Source organism: Methanobacterium sp., from assembly GCA_030017655.1.
In the GTDB taxonomy this organism is placed as follows: Archaea; Methanobacteriota; Methanobacteria; order Methanobacteriales; family Methanobacteriaceae; genus Methanobacterium_D.
Genome location: JASEIM010000010.1, coordinates 1 through 20,429 on the forward strand (window position 1 = coordinate 1; position 20,429 = coordinate 20,429).

The 20,429-nt window shown below is 32.3% G+C and carries 19 protein-coding genes and 2 tRNA genes; 7 read left to right on the forward strand and 14 right to left on the reverse strand.

Annotated elements, in window-relative coordinates; all coding sequences use genetic code 11:
• Positions 1–227: 227 nt before the first annotated feature.
• Entirely contained in the window at positions 228–1,460 is a 1,233-nt protein-coding gene (locus QMD61_05820) for a proteasome-activating nucleotidase (protein MDI6724147.1), read from the reverse strand.
• 199 nt (positions 1,461–1,659) lie between these two features.
• Here QMD61_05820 and QMD61_05825 point away from each other — a divergent pair, with 199 nt between their 5' ends.
• Positions 1,660–2,118 carry a multiprotein bridging factor aMBF1 gene (locus QMD61_05825; protein MDI6724148.1) on the forward strand — a complete coding sequence of 153 codons (459 nt, stop codon included), beginning with the start codon at positions 1,660–1,662 and terminating at the stop codon, positions 2,116–2,118.
• Positions 2,119–2,165: 47 nt separating this feature from the next.
• On the opposite strand, the gene QMD61_05830 is transcribed toward QMD61_05825, so the two are convergent.
• The 9 genes from QMD61_05830 to nikR all read right to left on the reverse strand — a co-directional run bounded on the left by QMD61_05830 (position 2,166) and on the right by nikR (position 10,432).
• Positions 2,166–2,513 carry a DUF356 domain-containing protein gene (locus tag QMD61_05830; GenBank protein ID MDI6724149.1) on the reverse strand — a complete coding sequence of 116 codons (348 nt, stop codon included), beginning with the start codon at positions 2,511–2,513 and terminating at the stop codon, positions 2,166–2,168.
• 74 nt (positions 2,514–2,587) lie between these two features.
• On the reverse strand, positions 2,588–3,799 hold the full coding sequence (locus QMD61_05835; protein ID MDI6724150.1) for a hypothetical protein: 1,212 nt from the start codon (positions 3,797–3,799) through the stop codon (positions 2,588–2,590).
• A gap of 93 nt (positions 3,800–3,892) precedes the next feature.
• Complete coding sequence (locus tag QMD61_05840; protein ID MDI6724151.1) at positions 3,893–4,330, reverse strand: hypothetical protein; 438 nt, start codon at positions 4,328–4,330, stop codon at positions 3,893–3,895.
• 33 nt (positions 4,331–4,363) lie between these two features.
• Positions 4,364–5,788, reverse strand: coding sequence for a Mur ligase family protein (locus QMD61_05845; GenBank protein MDI6724152.1), 1,425 nt, complete (start codon positions 5,786–5,788; stop codon positions 4,364–4,366).
• Between the two features lie 12 nt (positions 5,789–5,800).
• On the reverse strand, positions 5,801–6,880 hold the full coding sequence (locus QMD61_05850; protein MDI6724153.1) for a glycosyltransferase family 4 protein: 1,080 nt from the start codon (positions 6,878–6,880) through the stop codon (positions 5,801–5,803).
• Between the two features lie 77 nt (positions 6,881–6,957).
• Complete coding sequence (locus QMD61_05855; protein ID MDI6724154.1) at positions 6,958–8,070, reverse strand: ATP-grasp domain-containing protein; 1,113 nt, start codon at positions 8,068–8,070, stop codon at positions 6,958–6,960.
• 565 nt (positions 8,071–8,635) lie between these two features.
• On the reverse strand, positions 8,636–9,103 hold the full coding sequence (gene hycI / locus QMD61_05860; GenBank protein MDI6724155.1) for a hydrogenase maturation peptidase HycI: 468 nt from the start codon (positions 9,101–9,103) through the stop codon (positions 8,636–8,638).
• Positions 9,087–9,938, reverse strand: coding sequence for a 50S ribosomal protein L11 methyltransferase (locus QMD61_05865; GenBank protein MDI6724156.1), 852 nt, complete (start codon positions 9,936–9,938; stop codon positions 9,087–9,089). The genes hycI and QMD61_05865 overlap by 17 nt, the downstream gene beginning before the upstream one ends.
• Before the next feature lie 47 nt (positions 9,939–9,985).
• Entirely contained in the window at positions 9,986–10,432 is a 447-nt protein-coding gene (gene nikR, locus QMD61_05870) for a nickel-responsive transcriptional regulator NikR (protein ID MDI6724157.1), read from the reverse strand.
• Between the two features lie 321 nt (positions 10,433–10,753).
• Here nikR and QMD61_05875 point away from each other — a divergent pair, with 321 nt between their 5' ends.
• Positions 10,754–11,155, forward strand: a complete 402-nt coding sequence (locus QMD61_05875) for a CBS domain-containing protein (protein MDI6724158.1) — start codon at positions 10,754–10,756, stop codon at positions 11,153–11,155.
• A gap of 125 nt (positions 11,156–11,280) precedes the next feature.
• Here the strand turns inward: QMD61_05875 and QMD61_05880 are convergent.
• The 3 genes from QMD61_05880 to corA form a co-directional block, all read right to left on the reverse strand.
• A tRNA-Gly gene (locus tag QMD61_05880) sits at positions 11,281–11,354 on the reverse strand.
• A 2-nt stretch (positions 11,355–11,356) separates the two neighbouring features.
• A tRNA-Gly gene (locus tag QMD61_05885) sits at positions 11,357–11,430 on the reverse strand.
• A 114-nt stretch (positions 11,431–11,544) separates the two neighbouring features.
• Positions 11,545–12,576, reverse strand: coding sequence for a magnesium/cobalt transporter CorA (gene corA, locus QMD61_05890; GenBank protein MDI6724159.1), 1,032 nt, complete (start codon positions 12,574–12,576; stop codon positions 11,545–11,547).
• 496 nt (positions 12,577–13,072) lie between these two features.
• Between corA and QMD61_05895 the strand changes: the two genes are divergently transcribed.
• From QMD61_05895 to QMD61_05905, 3 genes are all read left to right on the forward strand, one after another.
• Positions 13,073–14,452, forward strand: coding sequence for a DASS family sodium-coupled anion symporter (locus tag QMD61_05895; protein ID MDI6724160.1), 1,380 nt, complete (start codon positions 13,073–13,075; stop codon positions 14,450–14,452).
• A gap of 167 nt (positions 14,453–14,619) precedes the next feature.
• Complete coding sequence (locus tag QMD61_05900; GenBank protein ID MDI6724161.1) at positions 14,620–15,627, forward strand: calcium/sodium antiporter; 1,008 nt, start codon at positions 14,620–14,622, stop codon at positions 15,625–15,627.
• A 4-nt stretch (positions 15,628–15,631) separates the two neighbouring features.
• Positions 15,632–16,087, forward strand: coding sequence for a universal stress protein (locus tag QMD61_05905; GenBank protein ID MDI6724162.1), 456 nt, complete (start codon positions 15,632–15,634; stop codon positions 16,085–16,087).
• A gap of 46 nt (positions 16,088–16,133) precedes the next feature.
• Here QMD61_05905 and cobQ read toward each other — a convergent pair whose 3' ends face one another.
• Positions 16,134–17,630 (reverse strand): cobyric acid synthase CobQ, encoded by a 1,497-nt coding sequence (gene cobQ, locus QMD61_05910; protein MDI6724163.1) that lies wholly within the window; start codon positions 17,628–17,630, stop codon positions 16,134–16,136.
• A gap of 226 nt (positions 17,631–17,856) precedes the next feature.
• On the opposite strand from cobQ, the gene QMD61_05915 reads away from it, so the two are divergent.
• Positions 17,857–18,114 (forward strand): hypothetical protein, encoded by a 258-nt coding sequence (locus QMD61_05915; GenBank protein MDI6724164.1) that lies wholly within the window; start codon positions 17,857–17,859, stop codon positions 18,112–18,114.
• 373 nt (positions 18,115–18,487) lie between these two features.
• Positions 18,488–20,380 (forward strand): ATP-dependent protease LonB, encoded by a 1,893-nt coding sequence (lonB, locus tag QMD61_05920; protein MDI6724165.1) that lies wholly within the window; start codon positions 18,488–18,490, stop codon positions 20,378–20,380.
• Positions 20,381–20,429 lie beyond the last annotated feature (49 nt).

Here is a 20,429-nt window from a genome sequence, read left to right on the forward strand (position 1 = left end):
AGCCTCAGTTCGCCCATCATTCATCACCAATCAGAGCTCATAGGGTTCATCATCGGCTAAAAATAAGTTTTAAATTATAGAATAAATAATTTTCGAACACAAAAATCGTAGATTTACATGCTGTTAAAAATCTCCGATTGTTAACGCAACAAAATCGAAATTTTGTAGGCCTAAATACATAGTATTTAAGGTTAATTTAATTAAAATAAAAAAATAAAAGAATTAGATTAACCGTACATTACGCCGGCTTCTCTTTTAACTTCTTCTTCTTTTTCCAGACCTACAATTTTGTCAGTTGCGTCCATAAAGTCGTTCATGGTAACAGTAGATCTTTCTTCCCTTATCGCAAACATACCAGCTTCAGTACAGATTGCTTTAAGATCTGCACCAGAAGCACCTTCTGTAAGTGATGCAACAAGTCTGATATCTACTTCTTCATCTAAAGACATTGAACTGGTGTGTATCTTCAGAATCTCCATTCTTCCATCTTCATTTGGTATTGGGACTTCTATAAACCTATCAAATCTTCCAGGACGTAAAAGTGCAGGGTCTAATATATCGGGTCTGTTGGTCGCTGCAACAATACCAACATCTCCCCTGGATTCAAAACCATCCATCTCTGCAAGTAACTGCATAAGAGTTCTCTGAACTTCTCTGTCACCACTTGTAGAACTTTTAAGTCTCTTTGCTGCAATTGCGTCAATTTCATCGATGAAGATTATACTTGGGGCTTTTTCTTTTGCAAGTTCGAAAACACCTCTAACTAATCTTGCACCTTCACCAATGTATTTTTTAACAAATTCTGATGCAACTATTTTTATAAATGTTGCATTGGTTTCATTTGCTACTGCTTTTGCAAGTAGGGTCTTTCCAGTTCCTGGAGGGCCGTATAAAAGCACTCCTTTTGGAGGTTCAATTCCAATATTTGTAAATAATTCTGGTTTTTTAAGTGGTAATTCAACTGTTTCTTTAATTTCAACAACCTGCTCTTCAAGTCCGCCTATTTCTTCATAGCTTACTTCAGGTTTTTCTTCTACTTCCATTCCAGTTATAATAGGGTCTTTTTCAGAAGGCAATACATTTACGATACTGAAAGTCTGCTGGTTTAAAGCAACTCTTGAACCTGGTTCAAGGGATTCAGTATCAAATAAACGTGAAAAGCCAATGACAAAATGGGGTCCAGTACTGCTTTTAACAACCAGTTTCCCATCTTCAAGAACTTCTGTTACTGTGGCTACAACTAGTGGAGGGGATCTGAATCTTTCAATCTCACCTCTCAGGGATTTTACTTCCCTATCCAGCCTCATTTTTTCATTTTCAACTAAAACTTTATCTTTTTCGAGTTTTCTAACTTTCCACATTAGATTTCGTTTTGTTTTAGTATTTTCTTCTTTCAGAAGTTTTATTTCCTTTTTAAGGTCTTCAGTTTTTTTCATCATATTTTTGGACATGTCTTCCATGATCCATGCTCACTCCATACAGTTTTTTATCTTGGATTTTTTTATCAAATTTAAAAAAATATTATTGGATTTTAGTGTTATTTTTGTTTTAATAATATTTAAATATTGAGGATACACAATATATTTAAAAACTATAATTATTTTTTATTACAAGTAGAATATTTAAATAGTGTTTTAACGTAAATACAAAGGGATCAGCATGAGATGTGAGATATGTGGAAAGAAAATAATCGGAAAACCAATGAAGACAAAAATTGAAAGTTCTACCATGCTTACTTGTAATGCATGCGCTAAATTTGGAAAAGTTCAAAGAGAACCACCTAAACTCAGGAAACACAGGCCTGTAAGGAGAAAACCAAGATTTGAAGAACCTTCGCATGAAATCCTTGAAGATTACAATGTTATCATAAGGGAAGCAAGGGAAAAGAAGGGATGGTCTCGTGAAGATCTGGCTGAAAAAATATATGAAAAAGCTTCTGTAATTAATAGGCTGGAATCTGGAAAAATGGTACCAGATATTAAGCTTGCAAGAAAACTGGAAAGAATTTTAAATATTAAACTTATGGAGAAGTTGGAAGATGTTATACCTGATGATGTAGGGCCTTCTGCTCGAAGAGGAGCCACAATTGGGGATATAGCTAGAATTAAAAGGAATTAGAATCATTTAAGTTTACTTGATCATTAAAAGCACCCTGCCAATTTTATTTATTTTGGAGAGTAATAACCTTTTAAAGGTGGTGATTTCCCAAATATTTCCTTTATTTGGTTATATTCGGTATATTCATCACTTATAACGAGTAAATGTGCAGGAGGATGTATTTTTTTTATTTGCATTATTGATTTTGTTGTATCCTCTAAAACACTTACTATTGCTGCTATTTTACTTTTTGTCTTTAATTTCTGTTTAAGTATACTTTTAGCTACTTCATCTGCCATTTCTATTTCAACTATTTTTGGTTTTCCTGCAATTTTTAAAGCAGCATGTCTTTCTATATCTGCAATGGCATTCAGGAGTTTACCCTGACTACTTGCACGAATTAGAATTAAAGCCATATATATCACTCATTTTTCTAATAAATTTCTAAAAATATGCTTAAAAAATAATTTAAGTGGCTTATAAGCCGTGATTATTTTTTTAAGAATGAACTAATTAACGTACTTCTGAATAAGACTAGAAGTATTAATATTATTCCAATAGCAGTCTGGGTATTTCCAATTATGTCTAAAATAGAGGAACTTACTGGTAAATTCCACGGTGGCGCTGATCTTTTATCTGGAAGTGGTTTAAAGTAAACACCAACTGCTCTTGAGCTTGGTTTCACATTTATATCCTTTGGCTCTACATAATTAACACCAACAAGGAGTCCATTGTCAATTCCTCTATTTATGCTGTTTGCTATTTCTGTATTGCTGTAACTATGTTTCTTAACTGATGCTTTGACTATTTCTTCAGTGGTTTCTCTGATACCAACTTCGTCTGTTCCATAAACAGAGACCTGAACTGTTTGTGATGTAACTGTAATGGCATTTCCTAATGCATCATAAGCATACAATGTTTTTAAGGGCGATCCATCAATTGGACATGTTTGATAATTCTCTGCTCCGGGATATCCTATGCTCCAGCCGTCATTTGGACAAACTTTACTATATGGGGTGTCCATTGGATAACCGGTTGTATTGAGTTTATCTGGAGTAAACATATCTCCAGTAGATATACTTGATACCAGATTAACGCCACCACCACCATATCTTTCTCCAGCATCTTTAGATACTTCTTTAAATGCTTCTTCAAGTACTTTGGTGGCAGGATATCCATCTCTTATCATTTTACCCATATTTACTGCAGTTTGTTGACGTACTGCATTGGCTGTCCCATACTTAGGATTACCTGGCGTATTTAATAAGTGAATGATGGCTCCTTTTTTTCCTGGCGGTAAAACAGCAAGTCCTCCAGAATAGGGTGTGACTGTAATTGTTCCATTATCTTCTACCATTACTACATAAACCTGGAAATAACCTCCTACTGCAGCACCTTGTGTAGGGGTTCCGACCATGATCCTGATTCCTCCATAATTGTTTGCAAGAGATGCAGCCTGTGAAGGTGTGGCACCAGATTTAAGGGCTTGTGTAGATGCTACAATAGCTTGTAATCTGGGTATGGATTCACCTTCACCACCAGAAAGAACAGCAAAATGATCGTTAGGTGAAGATAAAAAAGTTGATTGAAACATGTTTTGTTGAAATGACATACTACCTGCTGCTGCCCCATTTGGATCTTTCCCGGTAGGATCTGTAATTATTACTATGTTACAAGTAGCTGCAGCAGGAGCAATGAGCATTGCAACGGTTAATAGAAGTAATAAAATTTTTTTAAAATATTCTCCTTGAAGTTTCTGTGAAATTTTTTTCATGTATAATTGCTCCGTTCCAAATTATTTACCTGCTGTCGTATTTACTTGTACATTTGACCAGTCTTCAATAACATTTATTGTTATAATTCCCTGTTCTTTATCCACTTTAACGTCTGCTGCTACAATTGGGGTTAATCTTGTACCGGGAATAGTGGTCATTGTAGCAAATTTTTTAGCATTTTCTACTGCTTCACTTAAAGGCAATTCTCTTTTATTTGTAACCAGAGTATCTCCTTTAATATAACTACCTTGCCTGAAACCAGCAGCGCCAACGTTACTTCTAATAGAATCTGTTGGAACTATATCATTTCCTTTAATTATAACACCTGCTACTGGTATTCCCTGATCTACTTCAGTAGAAGTTGCAAAGGACATGTATGTCATCAGTCTCCCTGATACAATTAACATGAATGCAAGTATTAGGATAATTAAAGTGTCTCTTCTTATTTTTATGAACATTCAATCACCAGATGTGAATAATTGGTTTAGTACTTATTTAGAACTTAAAATCTTCTCTAAAAGTTCAGATGCAGGATCCATTCCTTGCGCACCAATTAATAGAATTACATCTTCATTTTTTGATATATTTAATACATATTCTAATGCATCATATAGTTTCTCATGAAAGATATATTTTATCTCTTTTTTACGAAGTGCATCTATAAAAACTTTTTTTTCATTTGGATTTACAATATTTAAATCATCAACAACATCACTACTACTGGTAATAATTAACTTATATGGTATATTTGTGAGTCCTTCGGCGATTGCTTCAGCGTTAGCTTGATTAATCGCTTTTCCTCTTGATCCTCGTATTGCAGAAATAATATAAAAATTTCCTTTCCCAATTAAAGCTGCATTTTTTATTGTTGCAGTTATACCATCTGGATTATGGGCAAAATCGTCTATAATACATGGTTCATTACGAATTATTGTAAATCTTCGTTTTAAAGGAATGTATTTTGAGACTGCCTTCCGAATTATATCATGATCAATATCTAGAGCTAATGTAGCCCCAATTGCTGCCATTATATTTTGAATGAAATGTTGGCTTTTAAATGGAAGTTCATGATTTTTTATTATTAGATGATTGTTATAGAAAATTCCTTCATCTTTTAAGTTTATTTGAGCATTATCTCCAAAAAATATGGTTTTTTTATCCGGATTTAAATCACTCATTTTTCTGACCAGCGGATCATCAAAGTTCAAAATCAGCGATCCATTTTCTTTTTTTAGGGCTTTTACAGCTCCAGATGTTTCATCAAATGTTTCTTCAATGGAATTTACGAGACCGATATGGTCTAATGCAACGTTAGTTATGACCACAACATCAGGATTAATTGCAGATGTCATTATATAAGCATGATCCTTCATAATATCATTAAGCCATCCTTGAACTTCTGATACTTCAATTACCATTGCATCTATTTCATCGTCAAATTCTGCAATTTGTTTTGCAACCATTGGATCTATAAGGGTATTAAATTCTGATTTTGAGTCAGTATTGGAGTATGTGTTAAAACCAGCTTCTTTCAGGATATTATAAATCATATGTGCAGTTGTAGATTTGCCATTAGTCCCTGTTATAACTACGCGAAAAGAATCATCAGCAAAATTTTTAATGGCCCATTTAATGGCAAAAGCATTAGCCATTTCTATCTTTTTTGTAATGATAAGTGGTATTCCTAACTTTTCTGCCATTTTTATTGCATTATCCCTTGGATTTTGAGTAATTAAGCATGAAACACCTTTTTTTACAGCCATTTCCACTCCAATTTCATTTATCCAGTGCCTTATTACAGCATCACCTTTTTTTGCAGAATTTAAGAAATTAAAAATTCCATCTACACTCTTATCTGGACCAATAAGTGTTCCATCAATCTCTTTTGCAATATATGATGTTGAAAGTTCCTTCATTTTCTCACAATGTTAAATTATAAAATAATGGTAAAAATAAAGTGCTGTAGCACATATTATAATGGTAATTCCCCAGTAAAGGAGTATTATTTTCTTTTCTGATAATCCTTTATAATGTAATGTGTGATGTAATGGCTCTACAGGTAATTTTATGATATGAGCGCGATGCATAAGGCTTACTATTACTGAAAGGATTGGAATAGTAATTGCAATTACTCCAAAATAAATTATATCACCTAAAAAGGCAGCTGTGATATAACCAGCACCAAGAGCGAATGATCCAGTATCGCCCATGAATATTGAGGCAGGATATCTGTTTAATACTAGAAATCCGAAGGATACTCCGGCAAGTGCAATAAATGAAACTGATCCATTAATATTGCCGATAGAAATTGAAAAAATTGCACATGCAGATGATGCAATAGCAATGATACCTGCTGCAAGGCCATCCATCCCATCAATAAGATTTACAGCATTAATAGAACCAATTATACCAAATATTATGAAAGGTATCACAAAAATACCCAGATCAAATCCTAAAACTGCAGAACTCACGGCCCCAGTACCTATTAAAAACAGAGAAATTAAAAATTGGGCAAATATCTTTTCGCTCTCTTTTACTTCGCTTTTTATTGGAGCTTCGCCGATTATTTCAACTTTTTTATCCTCTAAATGCTTTTTAAGGTCTTTTTTTGCTTTAGGTGTGGCAACCCTAGCTTCTTCACCCGGTTTCAATATTAATCGTCCAATTTCTAAAGGTGAAGAACTAATGTTTTTTATTTTTTTCTGGATTTCTTTAGTTCTTAATCCAATTAAATCGTCAAAAAGCCCGATTATGCTTGCTGTTAACATTAGCAGAGCCATAATAACTAAATTCTGATTTTTAAAGTAGATACAAGTAGTAAGGAGGATTCCAAGCAAAATTGCCAGCCCTCCCATTGTTGGGGTACCTGCTTTATGGCTGTGCTCTGTTACAATCGGTTTATCTGTTATTTTAGCATCCTTCAATATTTTTCTAACAAATATAGTGAAAAATACTGTTGATAGAAATGCAATCATGAATAGAAAAATATCAATTTGTGAAATATTCAATTAATCACCTTATATTCTAATTTTATTTACTTTTATTATTAAATAATATTTATGACTTATTTTAAAATTGTATAATGTTACTGGAACTTTTTATAATCTATATTCAGCTCTTCTGCAGTTTTAAATGCCTTTTTAAAGCTTTCTGCACGAATAGTGATGCGTTGAAAATCAGGATGGCCATGGATCACCCAGCTATTTTCACCATAAAAATTCCTAAATTTATAGTTATTTTTTTCATTTTTATAATTGCCTATAGGTATTTCAAGAGCACTGTATTTTTTAATTCTGTTTTCCACTGCTTTAGGATTCCATTCGCCTATAGCCATATCAACCAGTTCTTGCATAGGACTTATAGTTGTTGAAGCAGTGGTTAAATATCTTGTGCCACTGGGACGTGTGTTTATTTCTATAAAGTAAGAAATATTTTCTTTTTCATCAAAAATTATATCAATATCAATATTTCCCTCAGATCCTAAAATATCGGCAATTTTAGAAGCTTTTTGACGTATATATTCGTTATTAAGATTATTTACTGCAAGTGGGGCAGTTTTTAATTTATCTAATGGATGAATACAATCAAGTGTTGTTCTACCTTTATATACAGGAACAAGAGGAACTGATTTTTCATTATATCTTAGAACTTCAATGGATATTTCAATCCCCTGAATAAATTTCTCTGCAATTGCTCCTTCAAAATCATCAATGTAACGATCTAAATCGTCATTATTAGATACGATTTTTACTCCATTTCCTCCCTGTCCTTCTAATTTCTTTAATACTATGGGAAAATCAGTTAAATGGTTTTTAGAGATATTAATAAAATCTGGGGTTTTTATTTTGTTTTTAATGAAGAATTCTTTAGTTTTTAGTTTATCTCTTGCAGTAAGTACTGCATTTAATGGAGATGCTATTACTGGTAGTCCATAATTATCTTCTAAATCTTTTTTTAATTTTGCAACTTCAACAAGGGGCTTATCTATCCCAATAAGCGGTACTATTGCATCTACATCTTCTGAAAGTGCGACTTCTTTAGGTCCTTTCATTCCTCTGGGAACGATGAAATGGGCATCTGCAAGATTTAAATTTTTTGAATCTGGATTCGATTCTGTTAATATACTTGTAATTCCTTTATTTTTTGTGTATAATGCAATATCTTCAAAAAGTCTTGCACCTATAAATAAAATTTTCATATTATCACTGAAAAATCACAATATTAACTGTACTGTAGTAATATATATTTAAATTAACTTATTACAGTCTGTAAGGATTGATTTTTTTATTACTTAAAAAACATGTGATCTCTACATATTTTAATTTATTTAATACATAAATCAGCATTTAAAACATTTCTATTATGATAAATTTAATTTTAGTTATTAAATTAGATGATCATATATTTGTATATAACAACTAATTGGTGATTCATGTGACACTTAAACATGGAACAATTAAACAGACAAATTGATAGGTTTTCACAAGATACGAACTTTTATGAGGAAATAAATCATGAATTAATAAACATAATAGGAAAGTATGATAGAATAATTCTAAAAGATGGATCTCTGCCCACTAAAACTAAAAAATTAATAGTTTTAAATGTTATTTATCGAACCAGTGAGAATATTGTGATGAACAGCAATTAAAAGCAGTAAACAGGAGCTATAAGAATAAAAGATTTAATTGGAATCGTGCTGCTGACTTAAAGAAACACTGGCTTCATGCAGAGATATAATAGCAGAAGTTATGAAAGATCTTTTAAGAATTCATTATTTGGATAATGGATTTAACCACCTTATCAATACTATCTTCAACTTCTTTTGAAACTTTTTCGTTAAAACCCATGCTTTTAGGTTGAATACCCACAAGAATTATTTTTGCATCAATAGTAGTTTCCATATACTTTATTAAAAATGATACGGGCATAGCATGAGTTGAAATGTTGTAATTAGCAATTTCATCTTTTTCCACTACCCGGATATATCCCGGTTCTTTTTTCATTTCAACAGCATCAACGAGGATGATATGAGTAGGATTCTCTTTTCTAATTGATCCAGTATAGTTTTCAGGAACGGTTCCACCATCAAAAACAACTACATTTTTGTTTTTGTTTAATAATGCAGATATTTTTCTGGCTATAAGTGGACCAGAAGCATCATCGCCCTTTATTTCGTTTCCTATGCCTAAAATAACTACTTTTTTATAATCTTTAAGAAATTTTTTCAATTCTTGTCTTAATGCTATTTAATCCACCACCCATTTTATAATTTAATTTTACTCTAATTTTATCACCTATATCTGCACTGATTTTTTTCGTGGGAATAAGAAGTGCTGGATTAAACATGTCTGTTGGCCCACAAATTATATTATCAGTTAATAATGTTAAAGTGCTGATTTTAATTCCAGATACAATTCCTTTTCTAGAAATTACAAATTCTATAATTGCTTCTACATCTTCACTGATTTTGTTATTAAAGCTTATTTTGTTATATATTACAAAATCACTCATTATTTCATGATTAAGATTTTTTACACCTGTAAAACTATCATCATAACAGATATGGCAGGAATTCATATGAACTGCTTCAGCACCATTTATAATTCCTTTTGGAATAACTTCTCCATTGCTTTTAAGGTATTTTAGAATGGAATTAAGTACTGGAACTTGTTCTTCATCAATTAAGGCCGTATCCAGCATTTCACAGATAATAACATCTGCTTTATCCTTGAAAACTACTTCTTTTGCATCTTTATTAATTAGTGAAATATTTTCAAACGGTTTAACATTAAATTCAGCCATTTTTGCAGAATTTGGGTCTATTTCGACAGCATAAACAAAATTAGAGTAAAATGAGGCATAGATTGAAAGTATTCCGCACCCAGAACCTATATCATAAACAGTACCGTTAGCTTTTTCTTTAATTGCTTCAAAAAATGCGGATAATCTCTCTTCATCAGATAAAAGATTAAAATGGTAGGGTGTAGTGCGCATCTTAAATTTTATTGAAGATAAATCTTCAAAAAGCAGCTTTTCGGCGCACATTTTACCATAAATTACCATGAGCTGAGTTCCATGGTTTGATAAATACTAGGTTTTAAAAAGTTAATTTAAGGTGATATTGCACTACCTGCACCAGATTTGTCGAGATCTAGAGATTTTCCGACAGCTGTGCTTGTAAGCCGTACATGTTCAACACCTTTGAGTCTCATTATTTTTTCTGAGAGTGTACGGATATATTTAACGTCTCCTTTAACGACTATAACTTCAAGACAGTGTTTGTCTGTCATGTGTACGTGCATAACTGCGTTAATGAAGTCTTTGTAATCATGCTGGATTTCTGTAAGGTCTTCCATTACACCAGTGTAATGATGGTCGTAGATTACTGCAATAATACCTATTCTTTCTCCTTCCATCTCATTCATCCATTGATACCTTACTATGTAATCTTTTAAGGCATCTCTGATACCTTTTGATCTTGATTGGTATCCTCTGTCTTTTAATACCCCATCAAATTCATTTAACAGCTTTTTTGGTAGTGACATACTAATTCTCATCAAAACTTTCCCTCCAATATTACTTTATTAATTTCATACGCTTTTCTACTATTTATACTTAATCATCGTAGAGCAATATTGCGCATATGAAACAATATTTATGCATATTATTCCGAAGAATAATATGATATAATACTATTTGATTGAGTTATTACTATTTATACTTTGTCCTTGAGGAACAATATTGCTTTACTCAAACAATATGTTAATTACTCAATCAGGAATAGGTAATATACAGGTAATAAAATAAAAAAAATTAAATCCCCATAATTTTATAACTATAATATAATATTAACGCAGTGCAAAATTTGGAGTGATAATATGGAAGTAAGAGAAGCAATGAATAGTGGTGTTATAGCGATTAATCAGGATACACAACCTCTTGAAGCATTTGAAAAGATGTACAGAACAGGAGTAAGAAGACTTTTTGTCGTGGATGAAGATGGAAATCCTATTGGTGTGATCTCTTACCTTGACCTTGTAGGCATACTAGGAACTCTTAAGCCAAGTTCTAAAACTTCAAATAATTTAATCATTGAAGATATAATGTCAGAAGATATCATTTCCATCTCTGCAGACGATAAAATTGAAGATGCCGCAAATTTAATGTTAAGAGCTGATGTATCAGGTTTACTGGTTCTGGAAGACGAAAAACCTGTTGGTGTCATCACAAAAACAGATATATGCAGACTGGTGGCTGCTGAAATATTAGTTCCACAATAAGTTATACTCTTTTTCAATAATTTTTAAATTTTTTAATCAAATTTTAATTACTATTTGTGCTTCAATTATCAGATAATTAGTTTTTAAAGACATTTAAAAATAGAATTAATAAATAAAATTAAGAATGCGGCTGCCGGGATTTGAACCCGGGTCGTAGGCTTGGAAGGCCCAAGTCCTAACCAGACTAGACTACAGCCGCGATGCGGCGTCCGGGATTTGAACCCGGGTCACTGGCGTGGCAGGCCAGAGTCTTAACCAGACTGGACTAACGCCGCATACCATGATTTTATGTTCATAGTATATAAACATTTAGGTTATGATAATAGATGTCCAATAGCAGTAATATTGATTATTTAAACATAAAATTATTTTTAATGATTTTTTTAATATTACAGCCATTTTTTTCTTTTAAAATATATTAACATAATTACTGGAATAACGAACATTACAATTAATACTTCTGAAAATATTAGAGGTATAGAAATTTTGGTAATCATGTTCTGAAAATTCATTCCAAAAAATCCAGTAATAAAAGTTAAAGGAACAAAAATCACTGAAATTATAGTTAATAATCTTACAATTTCATTTAAATTATTGCTCATACTTGAAAGGTAGGTATCCAGCATCCCTGATGTTGTGTCTCTAAAGATATCTAACATATCTGAAACCTGAGCACTATGATCATACACATCTCGTAAATATAAATTTGTTGTATCTCCGATTAAAGAAAAATTACTGGTTTTTAGGGTACTTGTCATCTCTTTTAATGGCCAGATGGATTTTCTAAGGGTTATTATATCTCTTTTTAGTTTATTAATTGAATTTAAAGTTTTTTTACTTGTACCATCAATTAATTCTTTTTCAATGGAATCTATTCTGTCATCTATATCTTCAAGGATGATAAAATAACTGTCCACAATTGTATCTAAAAGAGAATAAAGAAGGAAGTCAGCATCATTATTTCTTATTATACTTTCTTTTATACTAATTTTATTTGTAATAAGGTCAAATATCTCGCTTTTTTCATCCTGAAAAGAGATAACAAAATTTTTTCCCAGAATAAGACTTATCTGCTTTATAATTATTTCAGATTTTGATTTGTTAAATGATTTTAAAACCAGATATAAATAATCATCGTATTCTTCTATTTTGGGACGTTGATCTGTGTTTATATCCTCCAGAACTAAAGGATGTAAATTAAAACATTTTCCTATTTCCTGTATTTCAATATATGAAAATCCATTTATTTTTATCCATTTTATTGTATCTTCTTTTTTAAATTTCCGGCATTTCTCAAATCTATCTCTCTTAAATAGCTCTTTGTTATATTCGATTAAAGTAATTTCGGATTCTATGGTTTCGATACCATCAAAGATTAATGATCCTGAATCTGGACCAATCTCGTTAGATTTTGTACGCATAGGTTTCATTTTGGTCAATATCAATTTTTGTAATAATATGTATTTATTCATTATTAATGCCTTAAAAGGCATAACTCAATTATTTTCAAAAGATCTAAGAAATAGCATTGGAGTGATATCTATTTCTCTTTTTAAAAATAGAGATAGGAATCTGAATTACAACCTTTTTAACTAAAAATAAGATATCTCTTTAACAATCTTCCAAAATTGACTTTTTTATAGTATTATGAAATATTTGTTAATTGTTATAATGTCCTTATTTCGTATTTTATAGCTTGAAATCCATTATAAAACCTAAATTATGGATATTTAATAATAATATTAAAATTTAGTTGAAAATCATCTTTTAAAAAATAATATCAAAACATTTATATATTGTCAATTGAAAATTACTTCCGATTTGATAAAATAATACATTTACTATTCGATAATGAAATTGAAAAGATAGAATTGTATATTGTTGTTAATATCCTATTAAATAAAGCAGAGGCTTAAAATGAATATAAATATAAAGAAATTAGGAATGCCACTGGCAATAATTGCTTTTATAGTTATAATGCTAATTCCAATGAATGGTTTATCTCCTGCAGGGCATGCAGCAATTGCGTTGCTCATATTCGCTGTAATTATGTGGGCGACTGAGGCTGTACATTTAGCTGTTACTTCTTTAATTATATTGTTTATACAGCCCATTATTCAAGTTCAAAGTTTTGATAAAGCCGTGATTGGTTTTGCAAACCCCATTATATTCCTCATGATCGGTGGATTTATTATTGCAGAGGCTATACGAAAAAGTGGTCTAGCACAGCGTATGACTTATGCAATGCTCAATAAGGTAGGAATTACACCGGGTAGAAGCCTCTTAGTCGCTGTATTTTCAACTGGAATTCTTTCCGCTTGGATTGAAAACGTTGTAGCATTTGCCATGCTCCTTCCAATCATAAAGGAAATAATACCGCTAATGGGGGCTAATGACCCTGAAAAGGGTAATAGTAATTTTGCTAAAGCCATGGTACTTGGGGCTTCTTACGGTTCACTGGCTGGTGGATTTGGGACAGAGATAGGGACAGCTCCAAACTTAATGGCAGCTGCATATACTGGAATTCCATTTGCACAATGGATGATATTTGGTTTTCCACTTGCCATTGCAATGATGTTTGTGATCTGGCTACTTTTAGGAAAATTCTTTAAACCAGAAGTGGAAGGAATAATCGGTGGAAAAGAAACTATAACTTATAAAATGGAAGCATTAGGCTCAATGTCAAGAAATGAGAAAGTAGCATTAAGTATACTGCTGTTTACAATATTTCTCTGGATTACTGCGAGTTATACAGGTTTAAACAGTTATTCAGTTGCTTTAATTGGGGCAGTACTCTTCTTTATATTGGGTATTGTTGATTGGAGAGATGCACAGACAAACGTGGATTGGGGTTTAATAATCTTCTTCGGGGGAGCACTCTCATTAGGGGCTGCTCTACTAAACACTGGAGCTGCGGCATGGTTAATAAATGATTTGGTGGCTATGCTTGGAAGTGACCCCTCAATATTACTCATAACAATTGTCTTAATGATAATTGCAGTCAGCATAACGCAAGTAATGTCCAATATCGCTTTAGCAGCAATACTGGTACCATTATCAGTCACTCTCGCACAGGCTCAACAACAACCAGTTGGAATATACGCGGTACCAGTAGCAATAGCCTGTTCATTATCATTCATGTTACCAATGGCCGATCCAACCGTTGCCATGGCATATGGAACAGGATATGTAAAAATCAAAGAAATACTAAAAGCAGGGATTCCATTAATAATAATAGGAATTATTCTAGCCATCACAGTACTATTTAATCCTCTTATAAGACCATTCTTAGGATAATTAGAATTATATATCCTACAATATTTTTTATGGATAAATTCATTGGTAAATTGAGAATTTATATTTCAACCAACCAATTTTTAGAAAAATTAATAAAGATCATATTAAATATTTATTTGTTCGATACATTTATAAAAGGTAAAAGGCAACATTCTTCCGGTGAGTTTATGGAAATATTTTTATTCGCATTAATCGGTATTTTAATCATCTCTTTAATTATAGTGATAAAATCAGCAGACATATTCGTTGACAACTTAGTTGAAATAGGTACTTTAGTGGGAATATCTCAGATAATACTTGGTGTTACAGCATCAGCTATTGGAACATCTTTACCTGAGTTTGGTTCTGCAATGATAGCTACTTTAAGCGGTAGTACGGATATAGGGGTTGGATGTGTAATTGGATCCAATATATGGAATATTGCAGGAATATTAGGTATTTCAGCAACATTTGCAGGAGTTATTAGGACTAGTCCTAAAGGATTAACCCGAGATGGGCTGGTAACTCTTGCTACAGCATTTATTCTTATATTCTTCATGCTTTTTGGGGATATTGGTAAAATAGCAGCCGTTGTTTTTATAATAGTCTATGCATTTTATCTTAGAGCCTTAATAAAGTCTCAAAAAGAAGAAACTGCTGAAAATGATGAAAAACAAATTGAAATTAAGCCAGAAAATGAGTCTAAGGTTAAAGAAGGCTCATTTATATCAAAACTTAAAACAATCAGTCCTAAAACGTATTTATGGACTGTAATTGGACTTGCAGGATTAATAGTAGGTTGTAGATTATTAGTATACAGCGGAGTGGAAATTGGAAAAATATTAGGCATTCCTGAAATGATTATGGGACTCTTTACACTTGCTATTGGAACAAGTATACCCGAACTTGTTGTTACTTTTTCATCTGCTATGAAAGGATTGCATGATTTATCAATAGGGACTGTTCTTGGAAGTAACACATTTAATATTATGATAGGTATCGGGTTGCCTGCTCTAATTATGAATGTGCCTGTAGAACCTCTCTCACTTACCTTTGATGCTCCAGCAATGATTTTTGTCACAATATTAGTGCTTTTACTCATTAGAAGAGGCATGAAACTTACCAGAATTGATGGAATCATATTAATGGCAACTTATATAACATATGCGGTTATAAGAATAGGATTTTTAGGGTGATTAAATGTATAAAAAAATATTGGTAACAAGTAGCGGCGAATATCTGGATGAAATAATTGAACATACTCTAGATCTGATAAATGAAAGAGGAATAGAAGTTATTGGTCTTTATGTAGCAGATAATTCTGCACCGTTCTTAACTCCCAAAAAAGTTAGGCAAATGATGGTTGATGAACTTAAACAAAGAGGAAAAGAAATTTTAGACAGTATGGAAAAAGAATTCAGCGAACCTGCTCATTGTAAAATTAATTTTAGACCTATGCTTGTTGAAGGAGACCCAGCAGAACAGATCATTAAAATTGCTGGAGAGGAGGACGTTGATGTTATTGTTATGGGTACAGGGAAAAGCAAAATAGACAAGCATTTACTTGGAAGCGTATCTGAAAAAGTAGTACACTCTGCTCCATGTACAATACTCTTGATAAGGTCAAAACATAAACCTTTAGAACAAATTAAATGAGTTTATCTAAAGTAGAGGTAAATCATTTATTTTTTTTAATTTTGTATTAATTTTCAAGCGATTTTTCAATTATTGTTAAATCAACATTATCTTCAACAATTTCTGCAAGTCTATCAATTGAAAATTTCTTCAGATTTTCAAAGTTATCTTCATTAAAACCAAGGGCATCAAGACCATTTTTAACCCTTAGATAATCTGTAAATACTCTTCTAAACTTAAAATTATGAAATATGCCGTGTAGATAAGTTCCCATCACATAATCTTCCATTGCACCATCATATCTGGATGAAGGATGATTTCCACATCCCTGGGTAATTTTAAACATAGGTTTAGATTCTCCGAGAATAGTGAGGCCCTCATGGAGCTCGTATCCATTTACAGAGCTTCCTTTAATGCTTTTAAACATTCCATTTCCAATAATATCAGCTTTACTTTGAGTTACTATTTTATCAATTCTTTCAAATCGGGTTTTCGCATCTAAAAGACCTATTCCTTTAACACTACCATATTTAGATTCTTTAAATGTTTTATCAATGATTTTAGTTCCAAGAATCTGGTATCCTCCACAAATTCCAAAAACAGGAATTTCAAGTGCTAAATTAGCTATTTCATCTGTGAATCCTGCCTCATTTAAAGCCACCATGTCATTTATAGTATTTCTGGTTCCTGGAATGACTAAAGCATCAACCTTACCCATTTCATCTCCCATCTCAATTAGTTTAATACCTACATCTGGTTCATATTCCAGAGGATCAATATCGGTGAAATTGGATATTCTGGGGAGTCTCATAACTCCAATATTTATTTTTTCATTTTTACTGTATTTTCGCTCTGAAAGAGAAGCAGAATCTTCTTCTGGAAGTTTGAGGCTTTCATCATAGGGCATGACACCGAGAACTGGCACACCTACAATTTCTTCAATCTGACGAATACCTGGAATTAATATATCAAGATTGCCCCTGAACTTGTTAATTATAATTCCCTTTATTCGTTTTCTGTATTTTTCTTCAAGAAGAGAGAATGTTCCTGCAATTGATGCAAAAACTCCTCCTCTGTCTATATCGGCAACTAAAATAACATCTGCATCTGCCATTTCAGCTATTTTCATATTTGCCAGGTCTTTATCCTGCATGTTAATCTCTGCAGGTGATCCTGCCCCTTCTATCACTATTATGTCATATTCTTTCTTTAAAGATTCAAGGGACTCATTTATAGCCTTTAATGCATTTTTTCTAAATTTGTTCTGGTAATCATAGAAATTCATATCGTGCACGGGCTTCCCATGAACTATCACCTGGGAAATGAAGTCTTCTTTTGGTTTAAGGAGAATTGGATTCATATGATATGAAGGATCAACTCCTGCAGCTTCTGCTTGGAGCACCTGAGCGACTGCAATTTCAGCATTTTCTTTTGTTGTATATGAATTAAGGGACATGTTCTGAGATTTAAAAGGAGCAACTTTATATCCTCTTTTTGAAAATATTCTGCAAAGTGCTGCAACAACAACACTTTTTCCCGCATTTGATGATGTTCCCTGAACCATAATTGTTTTATTTTTAGAACCCAATATCCTGCCTCCACCAAGTATAATGATATTTAGAATTTATATTAGTAATGAGTTTTTATTCTCATAAATAAAGTTATTTTAATTAGTAAAATTGTCTAAATTAAGTAATTTATTATGCTATAATTTACATATAATTATTACATATTTGATATAATATCAACTATAAATTTGATCTAAACTTTAGGTATAAGAGGAGTTCATTATGATGGGTAAAAGATTAGAAATACCTAAAACTTTATCTCGAACTGAAAACCAGTTTTTTGAAGAACTAAAGAATTTTAAAGGGGAAGATGTAACTATAAATCTCCTAAATGGCCATACTATGCGTGTAAAAGTGCTGGCTATTGAATTTAACAACATGCATTTTATCGTGGAACATACTGATGGAGTCAAGGAAATAATTCGAGGAGAAGCTATCCAAAGTGTTAGACTTGGAACAAAAATCGAAAAAGAACAGTAATTTAAATTTAATCTTTTATTATGTTTATAAATTAATTTTTCTTAAATATTAAGTCATTAATAATTCCATGTTTAAGTTTAAATAACTTAAAATTATAATACAGAATTATATACCCATAATTTTAAATAGTATCAACCTTAATTATATAGGTACAAGCAAAAAATAATTAAATAGGTATAAATAGATAATTCACCATTAAACAGTAAACATAATTGATTTTAAATAATGTAGCTTTAATTTTTAAAAAAATACTATAAACTAAAAGCGAAAAGTAGATATTTATATATAACAATAGTATATATTAAATAATTTAATTATAAGATATGATTAAGTTGATTTTTATAGAATATCAAATAGGAGGTTGTCATTAATCATGGCAAATCTAAATTCTAAGTCAAGTTTATTCAATTTAAGAACATATAAGACATCAGAGGAAATTAAAGTCCCTGAAAAGATCATAGATCAGATTATTGGACAGGAAGAAGCAGTTGAAACTGTAAAAAAAGCTGCAAAACAAAAAAGAAATGTTCTTTTAATTGGTGAACCAGGAATTGGTAAATCCATGCTTGCAAAGGGAATGGCAGAATTACTCCCTTCAGAAGAACTTCAAGATGTACTTGTATACCCCAATATAGAAGATAACCATAATCCATTAGTGGGGGTAATGCCTGCTGGCGAAGGTAAAAAAATAGTGACAAACTATAAAACCAAAGCTAAAAGCCAGGAAGAAAAGAAAAATATGTTTACAATGATCCTAATAACCTTTATTCTGGTTGTTGGATTCATTTTAGGTCAATTTCTGGCGGCAATTATTGCAGCAGGTATAGTATTCCTGGCATTACAGCAGATGAAGCCAAAAACATCAATAATGGTTCCAAAACTTCTTGTAAATAACGAAAATAACGTAATAGCTCCTTTTGTAGATGCAACTGGTTCACATGCCGGAGCACTTTTAGGTGACGTAAGACATGACCCTTATCAATCAGGAGGATTAGGAACCCCTGCTCATGAACGTGTTGAGGCAGGAATGATTCATAAGGCCAATAAGGGTGTTCTTTACATAGATGAAATTGGGACTATGAAAATGAAGACTCAGCAAGAGCTTTTAACAGCCATGCAGGAGAAAAAATATTCCATAACAGGACAAAGTGAAACAAGCAGCGGCGCAATGGTAAGATCTCAGGAAGTACCCTGTGATTTTGTTCTTGTAGCTTCTGGTAACCTTCAGGTACTTGAAGGAATGCATATAGCTCTTAGATCAAGAATAAGAGGTTATGGTTACGAAGTTTATATGAAAGATTCTATGCCTGACAATCCGGAAAATAGAGATAAATTAGTTCAATTTGTAGCTCAAGAAGTTGAAAAGGACGGTAGAATACCTCATTTCAGTAGGGAGGCTATTGCAGAAATTATAAAAGAAGCTCAAAGAAGAGCAGGCAAAAAAGATTCACTTACATTAAAATTGAGAGATTTAGGGGGTCTTGTAAGGGCTGCAGGGGATATTGCTAAAGGAGAAGGCTCAGATAATGTTAAGGTATCGCATGTTATAAGTGCTAAAAAATTAGCAAGAACCCTAGAACAGCAAATTGCAGATCGTTATATAGGCCAAAGGAAAAAATATAAGGTATTTAAATCTGAAGGTGGCGAAGTAGGTACTGTAAATGGTCTTGCAGTAATTGGAGATAGAAGCGGTATAATTTTACCAATAGTGGCCGAGGCTGCTCCTGCTCAAAGTAAAGAAGAAGGTAGAATCATTGCAACAGGTAAACTTGGAGACATAGCTAAAGAGGCAGTTCAAAACGTAAGTGCATTAATTAAAAAGCATACTGGAACTGATATATCAAGCTATGATATTCACATACAGTTCCTTCAAGCATATGAAGGTGTAGAAGGAGATAGTGCAAGCGTATCAGTTGCTACTGCAGTTGTTTCTTCACTTGAAAACATTCCTGTTGACCAGTCAGTTGCATTAACTGGTTCATTAAGTGTCCGTGGGGATGTACTCCCTGTAGGTGGAGTTACAGGTAAAATTGAGGCAGCAGCCGAAGCAGGAATTACAAAGGTCTTAATACCTAAATCAAACATGCATGATGTGTTAATTGAAGAAAGATACAAGAATAAAATTGAAATAATTCCTGTAGAAACTTTGAATGACGTACTTGAACATGCACTTATTGGTAAAGGTAAAAAAGGGCTTCTGGACAAGATGCAGAAGATAACCGATATGGTTCCAAAGGGAATCCTACAGAAACCTGCAACTCATTAAATTTAACTTTGAAAGGAAATTCCTTTCATTTTTTTAATTTATTTTTGCT

What these genes read in the sequence shown, in the direction of transcription:
- QMD61_05855 (MDI6724154.1), bottom strand. Translation starts at nt 8,070, where the DNA reads ATGAAAATTTTATTTATAGGTGCAAGACTTTTTGAAGATATTGCATTA.
- nikR (MDI6724157.1), bottom strand. Translation starts at nt 10,432, where the DNA reads ATGAGAATTAGTATGTCACTACCAAAAAAGCTGTTAAATGAATTTGAT.
- QMD61_05875 (MDI6724158.1), top strand. Translation starts at nt 10,754, where the DNA reads ATGGAAGTAAGAGAAGCAATGAATAGTGGTGTTATAGCGATTAATCAG.
- QMD61_05845 (MDI6724152.1), bottom strand. Translation starts at nt 5,788, where the DNA reads ATGAAGGAACTTTCAACATCATATATTGCAAAAGAGATTGATGGAACA.
- QMD61_05900 (MDI6724161.1), top strand. Translation starts at nt 14,620, where the DNA reads ATGGAAATATTTTTATTCGCATTAATCGGTATTTTAATCATCTCTTTA.
- QMD61_05835 (MDI6724150.1), bottom strand. Translation starts at nt 3,799, where the DNA reads ATGCTCATTGCTCCTGCTGCAGCTACTTGTAACATAGTAATAATTACA.
- QMD61_05825 (MDI6724148.1), top strand. Translation starts at nt 1,660, where the DNA reads ATGAGATGTGAGATATGTGGAAAGAAAATAATCGGAAAACCAATGAAG.
- QMD61_05840 (MDI6724151.1), bottom strand. Translation starts at nt 4,330, where the DNA reads ATGTTCATAAAAATAAGAAGAGACACTTTAATTATCCTAATACTTGCA.
- cobQ (MDI6724163.1), bottom strand. Translation starts at nt 17,630, where the DNA reads ATGGTTCAGGGAACATCATCAAATGCGGGAAAAAGTGTTGTTGTTGCA.
- QMD61_05830 (MDI6724149.1), bottom strand. Translation starts at nt 2,513, where the DNA reads ATGGCTTTAATTCTAATTCGTGCAAGTAGTCAGGGTAAACTCCTGAAT.
- QMD61_05895 (MDI6724160.1), top strand. Translation starts at nt 13,073, where the DNA reads ATGAATATAAATATAAAGAAATTAGGAATGCCACTGGCAATAATTGCT.
- QMD61_05820 (MDI6724147.1), bottom strand. Translation starts at nt 1,460, where the DNA reads ATGGAAGACATGTCCAAAAATATGATGAAAAAAACTGAAGACCTTAAA.
- QMD61_05865 (MDI6724156.1), bottom strand. Translation starts at nt 9,938, where the DNA reads ATGGTAATTTATGGTAAAATGTGCGCCGAAAAGCTGCTTTTTGAAGAT.
- corA (MDI6724159.1), bottom strand. Translation starts at nt 12,576, where the DNA reads ATGCGTACAAAATCTAACGAGATTGGTCCAGATTCAGGATCATTAATC.
- lonB (MDI6724165.1), top strand. Translation starts at nt 18,488, where the DNA reads ATGGCAAATCTAAATTCTAAGTCAAGTTTATTCAATTTAAGAACATAT.
- QMD61_05905 (MDI6724162.1), top strand. Translation starts at nt 15,632, where the DNA reads ATGTATAAAAAAATATTGGTAACAAGTAGCGGCGAATATCTGGATGAA.
- QMD61_05915 (MDI6724164.1), top strand. Translation starts at nt 17,857, where the DNA reads ATGATGGGTAAAAGATTAGAAATACCTAAAACTTTATCTCGAACTGAA.